The organism is Streptomyces sp. 11-1-2 (assembly GCF_003595545.1).
Classification (GTDB): Bacteria; Actinomycetota; Actinomycetes; order Streptomycetales; family Streptomycetaceae; genus Streptomyces; species Streptomyces hygroscopicus_B.
Genome location: NZ_CP022545.1, coordinates 7,767,812 through 7,787,888, shown reverse-complemented (window position 1 = coordinate 7,787,888; position 20,077 = coordinate 7,767,812). Strand labels below are relative to the sequence as shown.

Annotated in this window: 13 protein-coding genes; 3 read left to right on the top strand and 10 right to left on the bottom strand. The window is 71.2% G+C overall.

Going from position 1 to position 20,077, the window contains the following annotated elements:
• Positions 1-22 precede the first annotated feature (22 nt).
• Genes CGL27_RS33575 through CGL27_RS33565 form a run of 3 tightly spaced genes read right to left on the bottom strand, consistent with a single transcriptional unit; the run spans position 23 to position 3,692 of the window.
• Positions 23-985: a carbohydrate ABC transporter permease gene (locus CGL27_RS33575; protein WP_119991660.1), complete on the bottom strand. Its 963-nt coding sequence runs from the start codon at positions 983-985 to the stop codon at positions 23-25.
• Positions 982-2,010: an ABC transporter permease subunit gene (locus CGL27_RS33570; protein WP_119991659.1), complete on the bottom strand. Its 1,029-nt coding sequence runs from the start codon at positions 2,008-2,010 to the stop codon at positions 982-984. Before CGL27_RS33570 ends, CGL27_RS33575 begins: the two co-directional genes overlap by 4 nt.
• Entirely contained in the window at positions 2,010-3,692 is a 1,683-nt protein-coding gene (locus CGL27_RS33565) for an extracellular solute-binding protein (RefSeq protein WP_119991658.1), read from the bottom strand. The genes CGL27_RS33570 and CGL27_RS33565 overlap by 1 nt, the downstream gene beginning before the upstream one ends.
• Positions 3,693-3,986: 294 nt before the next feature.
• On the opposite strand from CGL27_RS33565, the gene CGL27_RS33560 reads away from it, so the two are divergent.
• Positions 3,987-6,992, top strand: a complete 3,006-nt coding sequence (locus CGL27_RS33560; protein ID WP_205587785.1) for a glycoside hydrolase family 3 C-terminal domain-containing protein — start codon at positions 3,987-3,989, stop codon at positions 6,990-6,992.
• A gap of 81 nt (positions 6,993-7,073) precedes the next feature.
• On the opposite strand, the gene CGL27_RS33555 is transcribed toward CGL27_RS33560, so the two are convergent.
• From CGL27_RS33555 to CGL27_RS33545, 3 genes are all read right to left on the bottom strand, one after another.
• Positions 7,074-8,534 (bottom strand): aldehyde dehydrogenase family protein, encoded by a 1,461-nt coding sequence (locus tag CGL27_RS33555; protein ID WP_119991657.1) that lies wholly within the window; start codon positions 8,532-8,534, stop codon positions 7,074-7,076.
• A 201-nt stretch (positions 8,535-8,735) separates the two neighbouring features.
• Complete coding sequence (locus CGL27_RS33550; protein ID WP_119991656.1) at positions 8,736-10,511, bottom strand: PucR family transcriptional regulator; 1,776 nt, start codon at positions 10,509-10,511, stop codon at positions 8,736-8,738.
• A gap of 207 nt (positions 10,512-10,718) precedes the next feature.
• Positions 10,719-12,914 (bottom strand): ATP-binding protein, encoded by a 2,196-nt coding sequence (locus CGL27_RS33545; protein WP_119991655.1) that lies wholly within the window; start codon positions 12,912-12,914, stop codon positions 10,719-10,721.
• A 366-nt stretch (positions 12,915-13,280) separates the two neighbouring features.
• Here CGL27_RS33545 and gabT point away from each other — a divergent pair, with 366 nt between their 5' ends.
• Both gabT and CGL27_RS33535 read left to right on the top strand, forming a co-directional pair.
• Entirely contained in the window at positions 13,281-14,630 is a 1,350-nt protein-coding gene (gabT, locus tag CGL27_RS33540; RefSeq protein WP_119991654.1) for a 4-aminobutyrate--2-oxoglutarate transaminase, read from the top strand.
• A 534-nt stretch (positions 14,631-15,164) separates the two neighbouring features.
• Complete coding sequence (locus CGL27_RS33535) at positions 15,165-15,635, top strand: phosphatase PAP2 family protein (protein WP_346345753.1); 471 nt, start codon at positions 15,165-15,167, stop codon at positions 15,633-15,635.
• A gap of 67 nt (positions 15,636-15,702) precedes the next feature.
• Here the strand turns inward: CGL27_RS33535 and CGL27_RS33530 are convergent, their stop codons facing one another.
• Genes CGL27_RS33530 through CGL27_RS33515 form a run of 4 tightly spaced genes read right to left on the bottom strand, consistent with a single transcriptional unit; the run spans position 15,703 to position 20,064 of the window.
• Positions 15,703-17,136, bottom strand: a complete 1,434-nt coding sequence (locus tag CGL27_RS33530) for an FAD-dependent oxidoreductase (protein WP_119994671.1) — start codon at positions 17,134-17,136, stop codon at positions 15,703-15,705.
• Positions 17,137-17,156: 20 nt separating this feature from the next.
• A complete protein-coding gene (locus CGL27_RS33525; RefSeq protein ID WP_078644035.1) occupies positions 17,157-17,954 on the bottom strand; it encodes an ABC transporter permease in 798 nt (265 codons plus the stop codon).
• The gene (locus CGL27_RS33520; protein WP_119991652.1) at positions 17,951-18,904 is read right to left on the bottom strand and encodes an ABC transporter permease; all 954 of its coding nucleotides are present in this window, start codon (positions 18,902-18,904) and stop codon (positions 17,951-17,953) included. Before CGL27_RS33520 ends, CGL27_RS33525 begins: the two co-directional genes overlap by 4 nt.
• Positions 18,901-20,064 (bottom strand): ABC transporter ATP-binding protein, encoded by a 1,164-nt coding sequence (locus CGL27_RS33515; protein ID WP_119991651.1) that lies wholly within the window; start codon positions 20,062-20,064, stop codon positions 18,901-18,903. The genes CGL27_RS33520 and CGL27_RS33515 overlap by 4 nt, the downstream gene beginning before the upstream one ends.
• Positions 20,065-20,077: the final 13 nt, after the last annotated feature.

The following is a 20,077-nucleotide window of genomic DNA, read 5'->3' as shown; positions in this document are numbered from 1 at the left end:
CTGGGAACGGGGGCAACCGGCGTCAGCCCTTGACGGCGCCGGTGAGCATGCCCTTGGTGAAGTGCTTCTGGACGAAGGGGTAGAGCACCGCGACGGGGATCAGCGCGAGCACCATGACGGCCATCTGCACGGCCAGGCCGGGGATCTGCTGGGTGGCGATCATCTGGGACATGCCCTGCGGCGCCTGCTGCTTGATCACCAACTGGCGCAGGATCATCTGCAACGGCCATTTGTCCTGGTCGTTGAGGTAGAGCATGGCGTTGAACCACTGGCTCCAGTAGCCCACCGCGTAGAACAGCGAGACCACCGCGATCACGGCCTTCGACAGCGGCAGCACGATGCGCAGCAGGATCCGCCACTCCCCCGCGCCGTCGATCCGGGCACTGTCGATCAGCTCCGGCGCGATGTTCTGGAAGAACGCCCGCAGCACCAGGACATTGAAGACCGAGACGGCCCCGGGCAGGATCATCGACCAGTAGCTGCCCTCCAGACCGACGCCGGTGACCAGCAGATACGTGGGGATGAGACCGGCGTTGAAGAACATGGTGATCAACAGCACCATCAGGATCGGCCGGTGCAGGAAGGACCCCGAGCGGGACAGTCCGTAGGCGCACAGGACCGAGACCACGGTGCTGATCACGGTGCCCACGGCGGTGAGCGCGAGGCTGACGAGCGTCGCGCGGGTGACCGTGCCGCCGCTCAGCAGTTCCGTGTAGGCCCGGAAGGTGATCGTCTTGGGGACGATCACCAGTCCCCCGGCGTCGGTGATGGTCCTCTGGTCGGAGAGGCTGGTGACGATCACCACCCACAGCGGGCCGAGGATCACCAGACACACCCCGGTCAGGGTGACCCCCTTCAGCCCCTGGCCGACCTTGCCGGGCTCCTCCTCCCACACCGGGCGCTTCTCGCTGCCGCCCCGCCGCGGCGGCGGGGCGGTGGATGTGGGCGGGGTGTGCGGGGCCGGGGTCCGCTCGGTCACGGTCATTTCCGGTAAACCCCCTGCTCGCCGAGCATATGGGCGACTTTGTTGGCGATCAGCACCAGCACCAGGCTGAAGACGCCCTTGATCAGCCCGCCGGCGGCGGCGATCCCGTAGTCGGTGTTGGCGATGCCGACCCACCACACATAGGTGTCGAAGACCTCCGAGGCGCCGGGCCCCACCGCGTCGCGCTGGAGCAGGATCTGCTCGAAGCCGACGGTCAGCGAGTCGCCGACGCGCAGCACCAGCAGCAGGGCGACCACGGGGCGCAGCGCGGGCAGGGTGACGTGCCACATCCGGCGCCAGCGGTTCGCGCCGTCCACCGCCGCGGCCTCGTAGAGGTCCTGGTTGACGGCGGAGAGGGCGGCCAGGAAGACGATCACGCCCCAGCCCGCGTCCTTCCACACCAACTGGGCGGTGATCAGGAACTTGAACACCGCCGGGTCGGTCATCAGGTCGAAGCCCTCGTGCCCATGGGCGCGCAGCTGCTGGGCGAGCAGCCCGGCGCCGCCGAGCATCTGCTGGAAGATCGTGACGACCAGCACCCAGGAGAAGAAGTGCGGCAGATACAGGATCGACTGCACCAGGCCGCGGACCCGGTCGCTGAGCACGCTGTTGAGCAGCAGCGCCAGCGCGATGGGCACCGGGAAGAACAGCACCAGCTGGATGAAGGTGATGGAGAGGGTGTTGGCGAAGGCGTCCCAGAAGCGGCTGTCCTCGAAGAGGAGGGTGAAGTTGTCGAAGCCCACCCAGGGGCTGGTCCACAGCCCCTGGGTGAACGGGTCGTAGTCCTTGAAGGCGACGGTGGTCCAGATCAGCGGAACGTAGGTGAACAGCAGCAGCAGACCGACGGCGGGCGCGGTCATCAGCAGCAGGGGGCGGTCCCGGCGCAGCCGGTGCCACCATCCGCCGCGACCCGTCGGGACCCCGCGACCCGGCGAAGTGCCACGGGCCTTCGCGCGGCCGGGGCCCTTGGCCGGGCCGCCTCCGTTCCGGCGGCTGGTGGCCCGGCCGCGGATGTCCAGCGTCATCAGGCGCCGCTGCCGTTCTTGTCGAGAAGCTTCGCGTACCAGTCGCGGAGCCGGTCGCCGCCACCGCCGCGCCAGTCGCTGATGGCCTGCTGGGCGTCCTTGATGGACTTACGGCCACGGGTGACGTCCTTGGCGAGGTCCTCGAAGGGCGTGTAGAGCGAGGCGTACCGGTTGGGCTCCTGGATCTGCATCCCGTAGAAGAGCGGCTTCCTGGCGAACTTGCCCATCCGCTGCATCCAGCCGCAGTAGTCCTCGACCATCTGCGGAAAGTCCGGATAGGCGACGCTCGCCTGTGGGGAGGCGATGAAGCGGTAGGTGTCCTGGACATCCCGGACGCCCGTGGCGTTCTTGACCGGCACCCCCTTCTTCATGTCGTGGTGCACGCCTTCGACGCCGTAGTCGATGAGGCGCTGTTCCTTGGTGCCGAAGGGCGCGGCGATGAAGTTCGCGAGGGCGAGGATTTCCTCGATCTCGTCCTTGGAGAGGTTCTTGTTGAGGAAGGACCAGATCTGGGCGGGCGGGTCGAGATAGATGACCGGGTCGCCGCCGTCGGGGCCGAACCAGTCCATTCCCTGGATCTTGAATTCGGGGTTCGGCCCGGCCTGTTCGAAGGTGGCGCCGTACCACTTGGCGTCGCCGTCGTTGTAGAGGAGCGTCTGGCCGGAGGTGAAGCGGGTCAGCGCGTCATTGCCCTTGCCCGCGACCGCGTCGGGGTGCACATAGCCCTTGGCGAAGAGCTTGCGGCACCATTCCAGGGCCTCGAGATAGTTCTCGGTCTCGACCTTGTGGACCAGCTTGCCGTCCTTCTCGACCCAGTAGTACGGCTTCTCCCCCGGGCAGCCGAAGAACCGCTGCGCCGACCACCACATGTCGTCGCAGGCCCATACCTTGCTCTTGGGCCGGGTGATCTCCTTGGCCAGAGCGAGGAATTCCGCCGGACTCTTCGGGACCTGGTAGCCCTCCTTGGCGAAGATGTCCTCGCGGTAGTACGGAATGACGCCGGTGAGTGGGCGGGAGGGCATCGGCAGCCCACGGAGCTTGCCGCCGAAGACGGACATCTGCCAGGCGGCGGTGGGAATGGCGGCGAGGTTCGGATATTTCTTGACCTTGTCGCCGGAGAGATACGGGCCCAGATCGGCGAATTTGGCGCTGACCGCGCCATGGATCCGCCCGCCCATCTCCCATAGCGGGATCATCACGATATCGGCGATATCGCCGGAGGCGAGGACGGCGCCGAGCTTCTCGCCGTAGGTGTTGCCGTCCTGCGGCTGCAGGCTGATCTTGGCGCCGAGCGCGTCGTTGACCGCCTTGTAGTAGGCGTTGTTCTTGGGCGGCGGGGTGCCCCACAGCGGTTCGAACATCGTGTAGCCGCCACCGTGGCCGGGCTTGCCCTTCACGGAGGCGACCAGGTCGGCGGCGGGCGGGGCCTTGGTGTAGCCGGGGCTGGAGCCGTTGACGCTGGGGATGTCCGGGTCCGCCACGGTCGAGGCCACATAGGTCGGCAGCAGGTTCTTCAGCTCCTTGCCGGAGGTGGTGCCACCCTTGCCGGAGCCCTCCTCGGTGGAGCACCCGGACAGCAGCGGTATCCCTCCCGCGACGGCCGCCGCGGCAACCGCCGTGGAGGCCAGGAAGGTTCTTCGGCTGGGAGCGGAAGTGGAGGCCGAAGCCTGGGAGTTCGACATGTGCGTCAACCCTTCGTGGCGTGCCCGCCGTACGACTGATGGTCGAAGCGCTTCGATATTGCGCCGAGGTTAAGTCGGGGGGTGAGGTCGCGCAAGAGCGGTGTCGAAATGAGCCGTTGGGCGTCCGGCGATCGAGGATCTGGGCACCCGTGGTGGCGGTTGCGGGCCATTGACCCGTTGAGCCTTGACAGGGTCGGTGTGGCACCTCCAGCATCGAAGCGCTTCGAATTGATGATGCATCACGTTGTGCGGCACGTCTCCGACGAACTCTGGGTAAGGGGATCGGTATCCGTGATGAGTGATGACGGTGGTCTGATCACACGTCCGCCGTTTCGCGATACGCGGCTGCCGGTGCTTACGCGCGTGGCGGATCTGCTGACCCGGCTCACGCTCGATGAACGGATCGCGATGCTGCACCAGTTCGCGCCGGGAGTGGAGCGGCTCGGCCTCGCGCCCTTCCGTACCGGGCAGGAGGCGCTGCACGGTGTCGCCTGGATGGGTCCGGCGACCGTCTTTCCCCAGGCCGTCGGGCTCGGCGCGACCTGGAACCCGGAGCTGGTGCGGCGCGTCGGCGAGGCGGTCGGCCGCGAGGCACGGGCCATGCGCGCACGCGATCCGCGGGTGGGCCTCAATGTGTGGTCGCCGACGGTGAATCTGCTGCGCGATCCGCGCTGGGGCCGCAACGAGGAGGGGTACGCCGAGGATCCGTGTCTCACCTCCGCCCTGGCCACGGCCTACACCCGCGGGCTGCGCGGCGACCACGCGGAGCGCTGGCGCACCGCGCCCGTCCTCAAGCACTGGCTGGCACACAACAACGAGACCGACCGGGACACCACCTCCTCCTCGGTACGGCCGCGGGTGCTGCACGAATACGATCTGGCCGCCTTCCGCGGGGCGGTGCGGGCGGGCGCGGTGGCCGGGGTGATGCCCGCGTACAACCTGGTCAACGGGCGGCCCAACCACGTCTCCCCCTATCTGCGCGAGCAGTTGCGCACCTGGACCGACCAGGAGCTGGTGGTCTGCTCCGACGCGGGCGCGCCGTCCAATCTGGTCGACTCCGAGCACTACTTCGACACCCATGAGGAGGCCATCGCCGCGGCTCTGCTGGCGGGGGTGGACAGCTTCACCGACCACGACCAGGACGCGTCGAAGACGATCGCGCGGGTGCGGGGCGCCCTTGAGCGCGGGCTGATCGACGCGTCCACGGTGGACACGGCGGTGCGGCGGCTGCTGACGATGCGGTGTGCGCTGGGCGAGTTCGACGAATGCGACGAGTCTGACGAGTTCGACGGGCCCGACCAGCCCGACGGAGCGGCAGACGGCTCCGGCGGGTCGGCAGACGGAACCGACGGCGCCTTCGACACCCCCGCCCATCGCGCGCTCGCCCTGAAGGCCGCCGAACAGGCCGTCGTCCTGCTCGCCAACGACGGTCTGCTGCCGCTCTCCGACAGCGGCGTCCGCACCCTCGCGGTCGTCGGTCCGCTCGCGGACGAGTGCAAGCTGGACTGGTACAGCGGCAGCCTGATCCGGCGCAGTTCGCCACGCGAGGCGCTGGCCGAGCGGCTCGGCGCGGACCGGGTGGTATTCGCGGACGGCCTGGACACCGTACGGCTGCGCACCGCGGCCGGTTGGGTGCGGGTGCCGGACGCGGCGGCGGAGGGCGAGCGTTCGGCGGACGAGGGGCTGGCGAACGAGGGGCCGACGGACGAAGGGCCCACGGGCGAGGGACCGGCAGACGAAGGCTCGCTCAACCCTGCCCATGCGGCGGGCCGTACCGATCTGCCCCCGCTGACCGTCGGCGACACCCCCACCGATCTCTCCCTGGCCGACTGGGGCGGCGGTGTGCTCACCCTGCGCGCGCCCTCCGGCCGCTATCTGACCGTGGCCGACGACGGCTTCGTGCGCGCGGCGGCCGAGCGGCCCGGGGGCTGGGTGGTCCAGGAGACGTTCACGCTCGAAGCACACCGCGACGGACACCTCCTCCGGCACATGGGGACGGGCGGCTACGTCTGTGTCGCCGCGGGCGCGCTGAAGGTTGCCGAGCGTGACAGCGGCGCGGAGGGGACCGTCTTCCGACTGGAGGTCGTCGAGCGCGGCGAGGACGCGGTGGCCCGCGCCGCCGCGCGGGCGGACGCCGTGGTGGTCGTGGCGGGGAACGATCCGCATATCGGCGGCCGGGAGACCGAGGACCGCACCACCCTCACCCTGCCCGCCCAGCAGGAACGGCTGTGGCGCGCGGCCCACGCCGCCAATCCGCGGACCGCGCTGGTGCTGACGTCCAGCTATCCCTACGCGGTCGGGGAGGCGGCCGGCGCACTGCCCGCGCTGCTGTGGACGGCGCACGGCGGCCAGGCGGCGGGCACGGCGCTGGCCCGGGTGCTGTTCGGGGACGTCTCACCGGCGGGGCGGCTGCCGCAGACCTGGTACGCCTCCCACGACGATCTGCCGGACCTGCTCGACTACGACATCATCGCCTCGCGCGCCACCTATCTGTACTTCGACGGCACCCCGCTCTTCCCCTTCGGACACGGCCTGTCGTACACCGACTTCAGCTACGGCGAGCTGTCGGTGCGGCGGGAGGCGGGGCTCACCGTGGAGTGCGAGATCACCAACTCCGGTCCGTACGACGGCGACGAGGTCGTGCAGATCTACGCGAGCCCGCCGGGGTCGCGGGTCCCGCTGCCGCACCGCCGGCTGATCGCCCACCGCCGGGTGCGGCTGTGCCGGGGCGAGAGGGTGCGGCTGTTCTTCACCGTGCCGGTCGAGGACGCGCTGGGCTTCTGGGACGTGGCGCACGGCCGCTGGACCGTCGACCCGGGTACGTACGAGATCCACGCGGGCGCGTCCAGCGCGGATCTACGCGCCACCGCCACCGCCAATGTCGAGGGCCCGCCGCCCGCGCCGCGCCCGGTGCTGCGGCGCGGTCTGGAGGCCGCGGACTACGACGCGGCGGACGGGATCGTGCTGGTGGACCGCGCCAAGGTCCGCGGGGACGCGGTGGCCTGCCGTGCTGACGCGGTCGGCCGACTGCTCTTCCGCGCCTGCGACTTCGGCACGGGCGCCACGTCGATGACCGTCGAGGCGGCGCGCGACGCGGCCTGGGCGGGGGATGACGCGACGGTCGAGGTGCACCTCGCCGACGGCACCACCCTGGCCACCGTCGCCGTCCCGCCCACCGGTGGCCGCTACGCCTACACCACGCTGCGCGCCGCCCTGCCCACGCCGCCGACCGGCGTCCAGGACCTGCACCTCACGCTGCGCGGCGGCCTGAGACTGGCCCGTCTCGGCTTCTCCGGTTGAGGGTTTGAGGGTCCGGAGCGGCAGAGGCGAGCGATCCCCCTGCGCCGGGCCCCGCCGTGGGGCGGGGCCCGGCGGGGTGGATCAGAGGTCGAGGCCGGTGAGGACCATGACCCGCTCGTAGGTGTAGTCCTCCATCGCGTACCGCACGCCCTCGCGGCCGACGCCGGACTTCTTGGCGCCGCCGTACGGCATCTGGTCGGCGCGGTACGAGGGCACATCGCCGATGATCACGCCGCCGACCTCCAGCGCGCGGTGGGCGCGGAAGGCGGTGCGCACCTCGCGGGTGAAGACGCCCGCCTGGAGGCCGTACTTGGAGTCGTTGACGGCCGCGAACGCCTCGTCCTCGTCCGTCACCTTGCGCAGGGTGAGCACCGGCCCGAAGACCTCCTCGCAGGAGAGGGTGACATCCGCGGGGACGTCCGCGAGCACGGTCGGGGCATAGTTCGAGCCCTCGCGCTTGCCGCCGGTCAGCAGCCTCGCACCGGCCCGGACGGCCTCGTCGACCCAGGACTCGACACGCTTGGCGGCGTCCTCGCTGATCAGCGGGCCGACATCGGTGGCGTCATCGGTCGGGTCGCCGGTGACTTGCCCCTCGACGGCCGCGACGATCTTCGGCACGAGCTCCTCGTAGACGGACGCGTCCGCGATCACCCGCTGCACGGAGATGCAGGACTGTCCGCCCTGGTAGTTGGAGAAGGTGCCGATGCGGGTGGCCGCCCAGTCGAGGTCGGCGTCGGAGGCGTAGTCCGACAGGACGACCGCGGCGCCGTTGCCACCGAGCTCCAGGGTGCAGTGCTTGAGCGGCACCGACTCCTTGATCGCGTAGCCGACCTTCTCCGAACCGGTGAAGGAGATGACCGGCAGCCGCTCGTCCTGGACCAGCGCGGGCATCCGGTCGTTGGGCACCGTAAGGACGCTCCAGGAGCCTGCCGGGAGCTCGGTCTCGGCCAGCAGCTCGCCGAGGATCAGCGCGGACAGCGGGGTCGCGGGCGCCGGCTTGAGGATGATCGGCGTGCCGACCGCGATCGCCGGGGCGACCTTGTGGGCGCTGAGGTTCAGCGGGAAGTTGAACGGCGCGATGCCGAGCACGGTGCCGCGCGGGAAGCGGCGGGTCAGCGCGAGCCGCCCGGTGCCACCGGCGTCGGTGTCCAGCCGCTGGGCCTCCCCGCTGTTGAACCGGCGGGCCTCCTCGGCCGCGAACCGGAACACGGACACGGCGCGGCCCACCTCGCCGCGCGCCCACTTGATCGGCTTGCCGTTCTCATCCGAGATCAGCCGGGCGATCTCCTCACTGCGCTCGGCGAGACGGCGCGACACATGGTCCAGCGCGGCGGCCCGGACATGCGCGGGGGTCGCGGCGAACTCCTCGCGCACCGCGTCGGCCGCGGCGACGGCCTCCTCGATCTGCGCATCGGTGGGAACGCTCACCACGCCGACGCGGCGGCCGTCCCAGGGCGAGGTGACCTCGAGCGCGCTCTCGCCCGTCGCCTTGCGGCCGGCGAGCCAGAACGCGTGGGTGACAGCTTCGTTTGTGTCTGGCACAGCGGATCCCGACCCTTCTGAAGTGGTGTATCTCCTTCCACCGTAGGCGCGCCCGGCCCGCTCGGCGTTTGTCCGGGGCGTAGCAGTCGGGGCCGTCGGCGCTCCGCTATGGCGTGCCCGATTCGGGGGAGATCGGGAGGAGGATGACCGGAATGAGGTGACTGGAGCGAACGCGGTCGCCTCGTGGTGCAGATGCGGGCCTCAGGCCGAGGTACCGGCGGCCGTGGCCTTGAGGGCGAGCCACAGCTCCATGCGGACGTCCGGGTCGTCCAGGGAGCGGCCCAGGATCTCCTCGACGCGGCGCATCCGGTAGCGCAGGGTGTGCCGGTGGACGCCGAGGTCGGCGGCGGCGGCGTCCCACTGGCCGTGCCGGGAGAGCCAGGCGCGCAGCGAGGCGACCAGATCGCCCCGGCCGGTGGCGTCGTGTTCGTGCAGGGCGCGCAGCATGCCGTCGGCGAACGCCCTTACGGCGTCGTCGGCGAGCAGGGGCAGCACGGAACCCGCCGCGACCTGCTCATGCTCGACCAGCATCCGGCCACGGCGGCGCGCCACCGACAGCGCCTGCTCGGCCTGGCGGTAGGCGGCAGCGGCGGCGATGGGGCCCGCGGGGGCGGACAGTCCGATGACGAGCTCGTCGCCGTGGCGCGCGGTGGCGGCCGTACGGTCGCGGGGGCGGGCCTTGGTGCCGCGGCGGCTCTCGACGGCCCGGGCGTGCTCGGCGCATGCCGCGACCGCCGCGCCGCCGTCGGGGGCCAGCACGATAAGCCGTTCGCCGTCGGGCACCACCAGCACCGACTCGCCGATGCGGGCCGCGGCAGTCTCCATGGTGTCGGTGAGCGTGGCGAGGGGGTCGGCCGCCTCGGCCTCACCCGCGGTCGTGCCCGTGGTCGTGCCCGTGGTCGTGGTGGTGGCTTCGGCGAAGGGCTCCGGAGGGGCCTCATCCGCTCCGGGCGTCGCCGCGTGGGGCTGCTGGGCCGCGCCGCCGGACGGCACCTCGGCGACCAGCATCCGGAATGGCGCGTCGAGCAGCCCGCCGTACAGCCGCCCGGCGACCGCCCGCGCATGGTCGGGCTCGCCCGCGAGCAGCATCCGCAGCACGGCGGCGCCGAGCCGCTGCTCGGCCTCCCGCAGGGCGCGGGAACGCTCAGTGGTCAGGGTCAGCAGCGCGACCGCGGAGTGCACGGCATAGCGCTCGGCGGTGCCCAGCGGCGCGGCCGTACCGACCGCGAGCACGCCACGGGTGGTACGGCGCCCGGTGCCCAGGGACTGGAGCTCCACCCGGTCGGCGGCGGCCGTGTCCTCGGCCGGTTCCGTGCCTGTGCCCCCGGCCTCGCCGCCCCCGCCGACCACGATGCTCGCGGGGCCGGGGCGGGAGCGCAGCCGCTCGACGTCGGCGGTGAGCCGGGCGGCGCGGCGGGCGGCCCAGTCGGGGGCGGCGGCGACCACGGAGCCCGAGACGTCGTAGAGCGCGGCCCAGCCGTCGACATGGGCGGCGAGCCGGGCGAGCAGCGCGGCGGGCCCCTCGGCGCCGATGGCGGCGCGGGTCAGCTCGCGCTGCGCCTCGAACCCGGCGGTCACGGCCCGGTACTGATCGGCGGCTATCGCCGCGGAGACGGCCTTGCTGATCGCGATGAAGGGGGTAGGCCGGGGTACGCCGATCAGTGGCAGCCCCTCCTCCTTGGCCGCCGCGGCGAGCGCGGCCGGCACCTCGGCGTACTTGACGCCGAGCGCGAAGCCGAGCCCGACCACGCCCGCGCCGACCAGCCGCCGCACATAGCGGCTCATCTCCTCCGGGTCCTCGGCCTCGATCTGCATCGCGGTGATCAGGAGCAGCTCGCCGCCCTCCATATAGGGCACGGGGTCGGCGAGCTCGCTGACGTGTGCCCAGCGCACAGGCGTCTCCAGCCGGTCCTCGCCCGCGAGCACGGACAGCTTGAGACCGGGGTGGCGGACGAGTGAGGCGAGCGTGGGAGGCATGGCACCTTCGATGCGAGTGCGACGACTTCACCGCCCCGTATGAACGGCTACTGCCGATTCTGCCTCAATGGAGGAATACGTGGAATTGACGGCCTGATTTGGCCACCGGTCTGGCCGTGACGCTGCGGTTGCCCCGTCACGTTGAGCGGGGCAACCGCGGCAGAACAGCCGACTGCGGCAATGAGGAACACCCGGGGCGCCGGTCGGTCACCCGCGGAGATCCACCAGCACCGGCGGCCCGCCCTCGCCCCTTACGGAGGTCACCGACAGCACCGCATGCCCGGCGGGAACCGCGTGGGCCAGCTCTGATGCGGACCAGCGCTCGCGCTCCACGGTCCGTACGGTCACCGACTGCGTGGTCACCGCCTTACCGGTGACGACCTTACGGATGAAGTGCAGCACCTTGGTGAGCGGTTCCTCGGCGATGATCTGCCGGTCGGTGATGTCGCGCGTCTCGACCCACTCCGTCCCCCACACCTCCGCGAACCGCGCCCCGTCCCAGGTCGTCACCCCCGCGCAGGCCATCCGGCAGCCGACCGCGCCGAGCAGGGCGCTGCGCAGCGCCTCGGGGACGTCGTCGAGGGTGCGAAGGGTGAGCACGGCGCCCGCGTGGGCGGAACGGAGCCGCTGGATACCGCGCAGGGCCTCGGGGGTGATGGTGTGCGAGGCGTCGTCGAGGACCAGACAGGCGAACAGCGAACGGTCGGCGCGGCCCACGGCGCACTCGGTGAACTGCGCCAGGACCAGCCGCGCCAGCATCCGCGACGCCTCCGCATGGCCGCGCTCGGGCAGATCGATACGGACCCGGAGGGGGTGTTCGAGGGCCCGGAGGGAGAACGGACGGCGGTCCCCGGTGGTGTCGAAGAAATCGGCGAACGCGGGCCGGTCCAGCAGCGCGATCCGGTCCGCGAGCAGCGTGCCCACGTCCCCGGGCGCACCCGACTGCCGGACCCGCGCCTCCAGCTCACGGGCCTGCGCCCGCTCCCCGGCCTCGTCCAGCGCCTCGCGCAGCGCGTTGACGGCCGCCTTGGAACCGTCCAGCAGCTCCCGCAGATCCGGGACGGACGGGAAGCGGCCGTGGGCGGCGCGGTAGGGGCCGAGCAGCTGGGCCAGCGCGGTGGCGGCGCGCCGGCTGTCCCCGCCGGGCAGCGAGGCGGCCATGTCGCCGATCAGGGCCTCGGCGAGGATGCCCGCGGCCTCGTCGGGATCGGTGGTGCCGCCGTAGAGGTCGAAGTCGTAGCCGGAGTCGGGCCGGCCGATCTTCACGACGACGTCGAACGCCTCGTCCGCCCCGAGCCCGGCCCCCGCCGCCCCGACCGCCACGACGGCGACCTGCCCGGCGAGCGCCTGCAGACACAGCGACTCCACGACGGGCCGCACCATCCGCCCCGTCTTCCCCGAACCGGGCGGCCCGACGGCCAGCAGCGAGGTGGCGAGCACATCGGGCTCGAGGGCGAGCCCGACGCCGCGGTGCTGGTAAGGGTTGCGGGGGTCCTCGGAGACGGTGCCGAGGCGGACCTGATGCGCGAGGAGATCATGCCGCGCCGTCCTGGCGGGCAGATCCCGCGCGCCGGACGGGTGACCGTACGAGGCGGCGCCGTGGCGCAGCACGGTGTCGGTGAACGAGGCGAGGGTGTTCCTCCCGGCCCGCACGGACTGCCAGGCGCGCTCGATCCGGGCATGGTCGACGTCATTCATCGCCCCCGCCCGTGCGTCCGCCGCCAACCGATCAGCCGCACTGTGCGCCCCGGCGGCCCGCAAGTGCGGCCACTCCAGCGGATCCCCCTCGGGCCGCCCCGCGACGGCCGCCTCCGGCGCGGGCTCATCCCATGCCCGCCGGAAGAGGGGCGCGACATAACGGCGCCAGACTTCGGACCAGTGGCCGACGCGGCCGAAGATCACGGCGATGGCGCAGAGAAAGATGCCGTAGTAGGTGTACGTCGCTACGACGTAGGCCACGTTGCCGCTCTCGGACCAGGAGTCGGGCGTGAGGAGGGCCAGCGGCCACAGCCAATAGCCACCCAGGTACCCGTTCCAGAGCAGCGACCAGACCAGCCAGCCGCAGAGCACCGAGATCAGTGCCCCGCTGAGCAGCCGCCGCCCTGGAATGCGGTCCGGCTCCTCCGGCGCCTTCGGCTTGTGCTCGTACGTCCACACCCCCGGTGCCGCCTCGGACCGCGGTGCGCGCAGCCAGGCGACGAAGGACGGGCGGGCCGCGGGCGCGGGGACCGGGGGCGCGCCGGGAGCCTGGGCGGGTACCGGGGCCGCGCCAGAGGCCGCCGGGGGCACGGTCGGCGGCACCGGCGGCGGGGCCGTGGGGAAGGAGGGCGGGGAATGCGGGGGCGGGGGTGGGAGCGGGTTGTGGCGTGTGCTGCGTGGGTCGAACGTGCCCTCGGTGTCCATGTGCTGCCCCTTGCCCCCTGACCGGCTGTTCCTCGGCTTTCGCGCCATCGCTCAATCTAGTGTTCCCGCGCGGGGAGTTCAGCGACCCGGGCGGTGCCGTCTCAGTCGCGCGGTTCCCAAAGCGGTCACCGGGTCCGTAAAGCGGTCACTGGATCCGTAAGCCGCCGCGGCCGGCGGCGTGCGGCAGCCGCTCGGCGAACCGCCACCGAATCCGTAAAGCCGCCGCCGGATCCGTAAGGCCGCCGCCGGGCTATGGCCGTCGCGGACAAGGCAACACGCGCAGTGCTCCCGAACGGAACATGCCTCATCCGCCGCCGCGCCCCTAGCCTGCGACTAAAACCGCTGTTCTTTCCCCTGGAGCCCCTCATGACCGAACTGTCCGGAGGCCCGTCCCTCCCCCAGGAGCGTCGCGTCGTCACCGCCATTCCCGGCCCGAAGTCGCAGGAGCTGCTCGCCCGTAAGAACGCGGCGGTCGCCAGTGGGGTGGGGAGTGTGCTGCCGGTCTTCACCGTGCGTGCGGGCGGCGGTGTGATCGAGGACGTGGACGGCAACTCGCTGATCGACTTCGGCTCCGGTATCGCCGTGACCTCCGTCGGCTCCTCCGCGGAGGCCGTCGTGCGCCGGGCGTCCGCGCAGCTGGCGGACTTCACGCACACCTGTTTCATGGTCACGCCGTACGAGGGCTATGTGGAGGTCTGCGAGGAGCTGGCCCGGCTCACGCCCGGCGACCACGCCAAGAAGTCGGCGCTGTTCAACTCGGGCGCCGAGGCGGTGGAGAACGCGGTGAAGATCGCCCGTTCGTACACCAAGCGCCAGGCGGTCGTCGTCTTCGACCACGGCTACCACGGCCGGACCAACCTCACCATGGCGCTCACCGCCAAGAACATGCCCTACAAGCACGGCTTCGGTCCCTTCGCGCCCGAGGTCTACCGCGTTCCGCTCGCCTACCCCTACCGCTGGCTGACCGGTCCGGAGAACTGCGCCGAGGAGGCCGCGGCCCAGGCCATCGACATGATCAGCAAGCAGATCGGGGCGGAGAACGTGGCCGCGATCATCATCGAGCCGATCCTCGGCGAGGGTGGTTTCATCGAGCCCGCCAAGGGCTTCCTGCCCAGGATCGCGGAGTTCGCCAAGACCAACGGCATCGTCTTCGTCGCGGACGAGATCCAGTCCGGCTTCTGCCGCACCGGCCAGTGGTTCGCCTGTGAGGACGAGGGCATCGTCCCGGACCTGATCACCACCGCCAAGGGCATCGCGGGCGGTCTGCCGCTCGCCGCCGTCACCGGCCGCGCGGAGATCATGGACGCGGCGCACTCCGGCGGTCTCGGCGGCACCTACGGCGGAAACCCGGTGGCGTGCGCGGCGGCGCTCGGCGCGATCGAGACGATGCGCGAGCTGGACCTCAATGCCAAGGCCAAGCACATCGAGGAGGTCATGAAGGGCCGCCTGGCCGCGATGCAGGAGAAGTACGACATCATCGGCGACCTCCGCGGCCGCGGCGCCATGATCGCCATCGAACTGGTGAAGTCCGGCACCAAGGACCCCAACCCCGAGGCCACGGCCGCCGTCGCCAAGGCGTGCCACTCGGCCGGGCTGCTGGTGCTGACCTGCGGAACCTACGGCAATGTGCTGCGTTTCCTGCCGCCGCTGGTGATCGGCGAGGACCTTCTGAACGAGGGTCTCGACGTCCTCGAGAGCGCCTTCGCCGAGCTGTGACTGTGGGTGATCGATGGGGTGGCGTGAAGAAGATGTGCGGGGCCGATGACAGGTGGGTGATCGGCCTGTCGGGCGGGGCTTCGCTGCCGTACGGTCATTCCAGATGAGAGAAACACCCCGCTCGCAGGGGACTGCGGGCGATGCCGAGCCGGTGCTTCCCCAGCCCCGACCCGGCTGTGCCCTCGCGCACACCACTGGAGCCTCCGGCTCCGGATCTCCTCACCGATCGGACGGCCGCCCGCCCCAAACCCCCGGGGCGCGCGGCACACCGGTCGCCACGGCGGCCCCGGAACTACCCCCCCTGTTCCGGGGCTGCCGACTGTTCACTCCCCTTCCGCGCCCCGGGCACCGTTCTTCGCGCCTCTCGCGCTCCTCACACCCCTCGCACTGATCGCACTGCTCGCGCTGTGCACCTGGCAGATCGCCGCCCATGGCCCCCTGCGGACCTACGACGAACGGCTCGGCCGCGCGATCTCCGGCTCTGCGTTCCCCTCCCCCGTCGCCGAGTTCCTCGCCGACCTCGGCAATACGGCGGTGGCGGTCCCCGTCCTCGCCGTCGCCCTCGGCTGGGCGGCGTGGTGCGCCCGGCGCGCGGGAGGGCCGCGCTGGTGGCTGCCGCCGCTGGCCGCCGCGGTGGCGATGGCGGCGGTTCCGGCACTGGTGGTTCCGTTCAAGGCGCTGATCGACCGCCCCGGCCCGCCGGGTCCGCTGGCCGGCGAGACCGGATTCTTCCCCTCCGGCCATGCCGCGACGGCCGCCGTCGCCTACGGCGCGGCGGCGCTGCTCCTCCACCCTCTCCTGCGCCCGCGGCTACGGCGGCCCCTCCTGGTGGCCGTCGCCGTGCTGAACCTCGCCGTGGCCGCCGGGCTGGTCCGGCGCGGCTACCACTGGCCGCTGGACACGGTCGCGAGCTGGTGTCTGTCCGGTCTGCTGCTGTGGGCGATGCTCTCGCTGAGCCGGATCAGCCAGGGTGACGGTTCGAGCCGGTCGAGCCCCGGCGGCTAGCTGAAAGCGGGCCGCGGTTGCCCCGGGCCACGCGGAACGGCCCAGGGCAACCGCGGCCCGGCTCAGCTCAGCTGTCGAACCCCAGCCCCACCTTGTCCATGGCCTTCAGCCACAGATTGCGGCGCCCGCCGTTCTCGTCGGCCCGGGTCATGGACCACTGGGTGATGCCGATGCCCGCCCAGCGCACCGGCTCCGGCGGGAAGGGCAGGGGCTTGCTGCGGACCATCTCCAGGCGGGTGCGTTCGGTGGGCTCACCGGCGAGCAGATCGAGCATCACCTCGGCGCCGAAGCGGGTCGCCCCGACCCCCAGGCCCGTATAGCCGAGCGCGTACGCCACCCTCCCCCCGTGCGCGCTGCCGAAGAACGCGGAGAAGCGCGAGCAGGTGTCGATGGCGCCGCCCCAGGCATGGCTGAAGCGCACGCCCTCCAACCGCGGGAAGCACTGGAAGAAGTGCTGGGCGAGGGTGCGGTAGGTGGCCGGGTGGTGATCGTATTCGGCGCGCACCCGTCCGCCGTAGCGGTAGACGATGTCGTAGCCGCCCCACAGGATGCGCCGGTCGGCGGTGAGCCGGAAGTAGTGGAAGTGGTTGGCGGTGTCGCTGAGTCCCTGCCTGCGCTGCCAGCCGATCGCGTCGAGCTGCTCCTCGGTGAGCGGTTCGGTCATCAGCGCATGGTCGTAGACGGGCGCGATGAACGGGCGGACGCGGCGCACCAGGGCAGGGAAGGCGTTGGTGGCGAGCGCCACCTGGCGGGCGCGGACCCGTCCGTAGGGGGTGCGGACGGCCATCGCCGCCCCGCTGCTCGCCAGCCGTTCGGCCGGGGAGTGTTCGTAGATTCGTACGCCCAGCTCGGCGCAGGCCCGTGCCAGGCCCCAGGCGAGCTTGGCGGGGTGCACCATGGCCACGCCCCGGCGGTCCCACAGCCCGGCCAGGAAGGTGGGCGAGTCGACTTCGGCGCGCACCGCGTCGCGGTCGAGGAACTCGGGCGGCTCCAGGCCGAGGGCACCGGCCTGTTCGACGGCTTCGCGCAACTCCTCGACCTGGTGTGGCGCGGTGGCCACATCGATCTCGCCGGTGCGTTCGAAGTCGCAGTCGATGCCGTAGCGCTCGACGGCGGATTCGATGGCGTCGAGGTTGCGGTGGCCGAGCCGCTCGAGTTCGGCCAGCTCATCGGGCCAGCGGGCCGCTCCGTTGCCGAGGCCGTGGGTGAGGGAGGCGGCGCAGAAGCCGCCGTTGCGTCCGGAGGCGGCCCAGCCGATCTCCTGGCCCTCGACCAGGACCACCTCGCGGTCCGGGTCGCGCTCCTTGGCGATCAGGGCGGTCCACAGTCCGCTGTAGCCGCCGCCGACGACGAGCAGATCGCAGTGCTCCTCCCCGACGAGGGCGGGGCGGGGGCGGGGCCTGCCGGGGTCGTCCAGCCAGTACGGCCGGTACGCGGCGTCGGCCAGGGCTTTGAGGGCGGACGGGCCGGGGGCGCTGTCGCCCCCGGGCGAGCGGGTCATGGCGTCCGTGGCCATGGTTTTCAGCTCCTCTTGCGGCGGGCGCCGGCCAGTTGGCCGGCGAGAACGCACAGCACCGCGACGGCGAACATCGCCGTTCCGATCACATTGATCTGCACGGGCGTGCCGCGCTGTGCGGATCCCCAGACGAACATGGGGAAGGTCACGGTCGAACCGGCGTTGAAGTTGGTGATGATGAAGTCGTCGAAGGAGAGCGCGAAGGACAGCAGCGCGCCCGCGGCGATACCGGGTGCGGCGATCGGCAGGGTGACGCGCACAAAGGTCTGCGCCGGGGAGGCGTAGAGGTCCTGGGCGGCCTGTTCCAGCCGGGGGTCCATGGACATCACCCGCGCCTTGACGGCCGTCACGACGAAGCTCAGGCAGAACATGATGTGGGCGATGAGGATCGTCCAGAAGCCGAAGTCGACCCCCATGTTGAGGAAGAGGGTGGCCAGCGAGGCGGCCATGACGACCTCGGGCATGGCCATCGGCAGGAAGATCAGGCTGTTGACCGCGGAGCGGGCCCGGAAGCGGTAGCGGGCCAGCGCGAAGGCGATCATCGTGCCGAGGAGGGTCGCGCCGATCGTCGCCCATATCGCGAGCTTCAGGCTGAGCGAGAGCGAGCCGCACATGTCGGCGACGCCGCACGGGTCGGTCCAGGCCTCGGTGGAGAACCGCTGCCATTGGTAGTTGAAGCGCCCGTTGGGCTTGTTGAAGGAGAAGACCAGGACGACGACGTTGGGCAGGATCAGATACGCGAGGGTGCCGAGCCCCGCGATGACCACCAGGTTCCGCCGTATCCAGCGCGTCAGGGCCGTCACACCAGGTCCTCCGTCCCGGACTTGCGGATGTAGACGGTGACCATCGTCAGGATGGCCGCCATGAGGATGAAGGACAGCGCCGCCGCCGTCGGATAGTCCAGGACTCGCAGGAACTGCGACTGGATGACGTTGCCGACCATCTTCTGGTCGGCGGAGCCGAGCAGTTCGGCGTTGATGTAGTCGCCGGTGGCGGGGATGAAGGTGAGCAGTGTGCCCGCGACGACCCCCGGCATGGACAGCGGGGAGGTCACCTTCCGGAAGGTGGTGATGGGCCGGGCGTACAGGTCGCCCGCGGCCTCGTGGAGCCGGGGGTCGATGCGCTCCAGCGAGGTGTAGAGCGGGAGGATCATGAAGGGCAGGAAGTTGTACGTCAGCCCGCAGACCACCGCGAGCGGGGTGGCCAGCACCCGCTGTCCCTCGGTGATCCCCAGATAGCTGGTGACGTCCAGGATGTGCAGCGAGTTGAGCGCGCCCACCACCGGTCCGCCGTCGGACAGGATCGTCTTCCAGGCGAGGGTGCGGATCAGGAAGCTGGTGAAGAACGGCGCGATGACCAGGATCATCACCAGATTGCGCCAGCGGCCCGCCCGGAAGGCGATGAGATACGCGAGCGGATAGCCGAGCGCCAGGCACATCACGGTGGCGGTGGCGGCGTAGAGCACCGAGCGCAGGAACTGCGGGTAGTACTCGCTCAGCGCGTCCCAGTAGGTCTGGAAGTGCCAGGTGACCTTGAAGCCCTCTTCGAGGGAGCCGGTCTGGACGGAGGTCGAGGCCTGGTAGATCAGCGGCGCGGCGAAGAAGATCAGCAGCCAGAGAATGCCGGGGAGCAGCAGCCAGTAGGGCACCAGCCGCTTGCGGACGGCGGGCTTGAGGAGGGGTGGCTTCTGTACGGGCTCGGGTACCGGCCCGGCGGCGTCCGGCGGGGCGTCGGGAGTGGCTGTCGCCGTCACGGGGCCTCCTCGTCCAGCTCCGTACCGGCGTCGATGTCCTGGGTCGCGTCGAGGCCGAAGGTGTGGGCGGGGTTCCAGTGCAGGACGACCTCGGCGCCGGGGACGAGCCGGGCGTCACGCTCGATGTTCTGCTCGTAGACGGTGATCTCGGGGCAGCCCGGGGTGGTGATGAGGTACTGGGTGGAGACGCCGATGAAGCTGGAGTCGGCGATCCGCCCGGTGATCCGGTTGCGCCCCTCGGGGATGGTCCCGGCGTCCTCGGCGTGGGTCAGGGTGATCTTCTCGGGACGCACCCCTACCAGCAGTTTCCCTCCTGTGCGGACGGGGGCGCTACATCGGTCGGCGGGCAGCGAGAGCTTGCCGCCGGCGGCTGCGAGGACGAGGTCGCCGCCGCTCTTGTCGGTGATCTCGGCCTCGATGAGGTTGGAGGTACCGAGGAAGTTGGCGACGAAGGTGGTGCCGGGGTTCTCGTAGAGGTCGGCGGGGGCGCCGCGCTGTTCGACCCGGCCACCGTTCATCACCGCGACCGTGTCGGCCATGGTCATGGCCTCCTCCTGGTCGTGGGTGACATGGATGAAGGTGATGCCGACCTCGGTCTGGATGCGCTTGAGCTCCAGCTGCATCTGACGGCGCAGCTTGAGGTCGAGCGCGCCCAGCGGTTCGTCGAGCAGCAGCACCCGCGGGTGGTTGATCAGGGCGCGGGCGACGGCGACGCGCTGCTGCTGGCCGCCGGAGAGCTGCTGCGGTTTGCGGCGGGCGAAGTCGCCGAGCTGGACCAGCTCCAGCATCTCCTCGACCTGCTTCTTCACCGACTTGACGCCGCGCCGGCGCAGTCCGAAGGCGACGTTCTCGAAGATGTCCAGGTGCGGGAAGAGGGCATAGCTCTGGAAAACCGTGTTGACGGGCCGCTTGTGGGGCGGGAGGGCGGTGATGTCCTCATCGGCGAGCCGGACGACGCCGCTGGTGGGCTCCTCCAGTCCCGCGATCATGCGCAACGTGGTGGTCTTGCCGCAGCCGGAGGCGCCGAGCAGGGCGAAGAAGGAGCCGGCGGGCACGTACAGATCGAGCGGCTGGACGGCGGTGAAGGACCCGTAGGTCTTGCTGATCCCGGTGAGACGGACATCGCCGCCGGAGGCGGGGGTGGCACTGGGGTCGGTCATGGGGTGGCTTCCC

What these genes read in the sequence shown, in the direction of transcription:
- CGL27_RS33530 (WP_119994671.1), bottom strand. Translation starts at nt 17,136, where the DNA reads ATGACCCGCTCGCCCGGGGGCGACAGCGCCCCCGGCCCGTCCGCCCTC.
- CGL27_RS33565 (WP_119991658.1), bottom strand. Translation starts at nt 3,692, where the DNA reads ATGTCGAACTCCCAGGCTTCGGCCTCCACTTCCGCTCCCAGCCGAAGA.
- CGL27_RS33545 (WP_119991655.1), bottom strand. Translation starts at nt 12,914, where the DNA reads ATGGACACCGAGGGCACGTTCGACCCACGCAGCACACGCCACAACCCG.
- gabT (WP_119991654.1), top strand. Translation starts at nt 13,281, where the DNA reads ATGACCGAACTGTCCGGAGGCCCGTCCCTCCCCCAGGAGCGTCGCGTC.
- CGL27_RS33550 (WP_119991656.1), bottom strand. Translation starts at nt 10,511, where the DNA reads ATGCCTCCCACGCTCGCCTCACTCGTCCGCCACCCCGGTCTCAAGCTG.
- CGL27_RS33570 (WP_119991659.1), bottom strand. Translation starts at nt 2,010, where the DNA reads ATGACGCTGGACATCCGCGGCCGGGCCACCAGCCGCCGGAACGGAGGC.
- CGL27_RS33560 (WP_205587785.1), top strand. Translation starts at nt 3,987, where the DNA reads ATGAGTGATGACGGTGGTCTGATCACACGTCCGCCGTTTCGCGATACG.
- CGL27_RS33575 (WP_119991660.1), bottom strand. Translation starts at nt 985, where the DNA reads ATGACCGTGACCGAGCGGACCCCGGCCCCGCACACCCCGCCCACATCC.
- CGL27_RS33515 (WP_119991651.1), bottom strand. Translation starts at nt 20,064, where the DNA reads ATGACCGACCCCAGTGCCACCCCCGCCTCCGGCGGCGATGTCCGTCTC.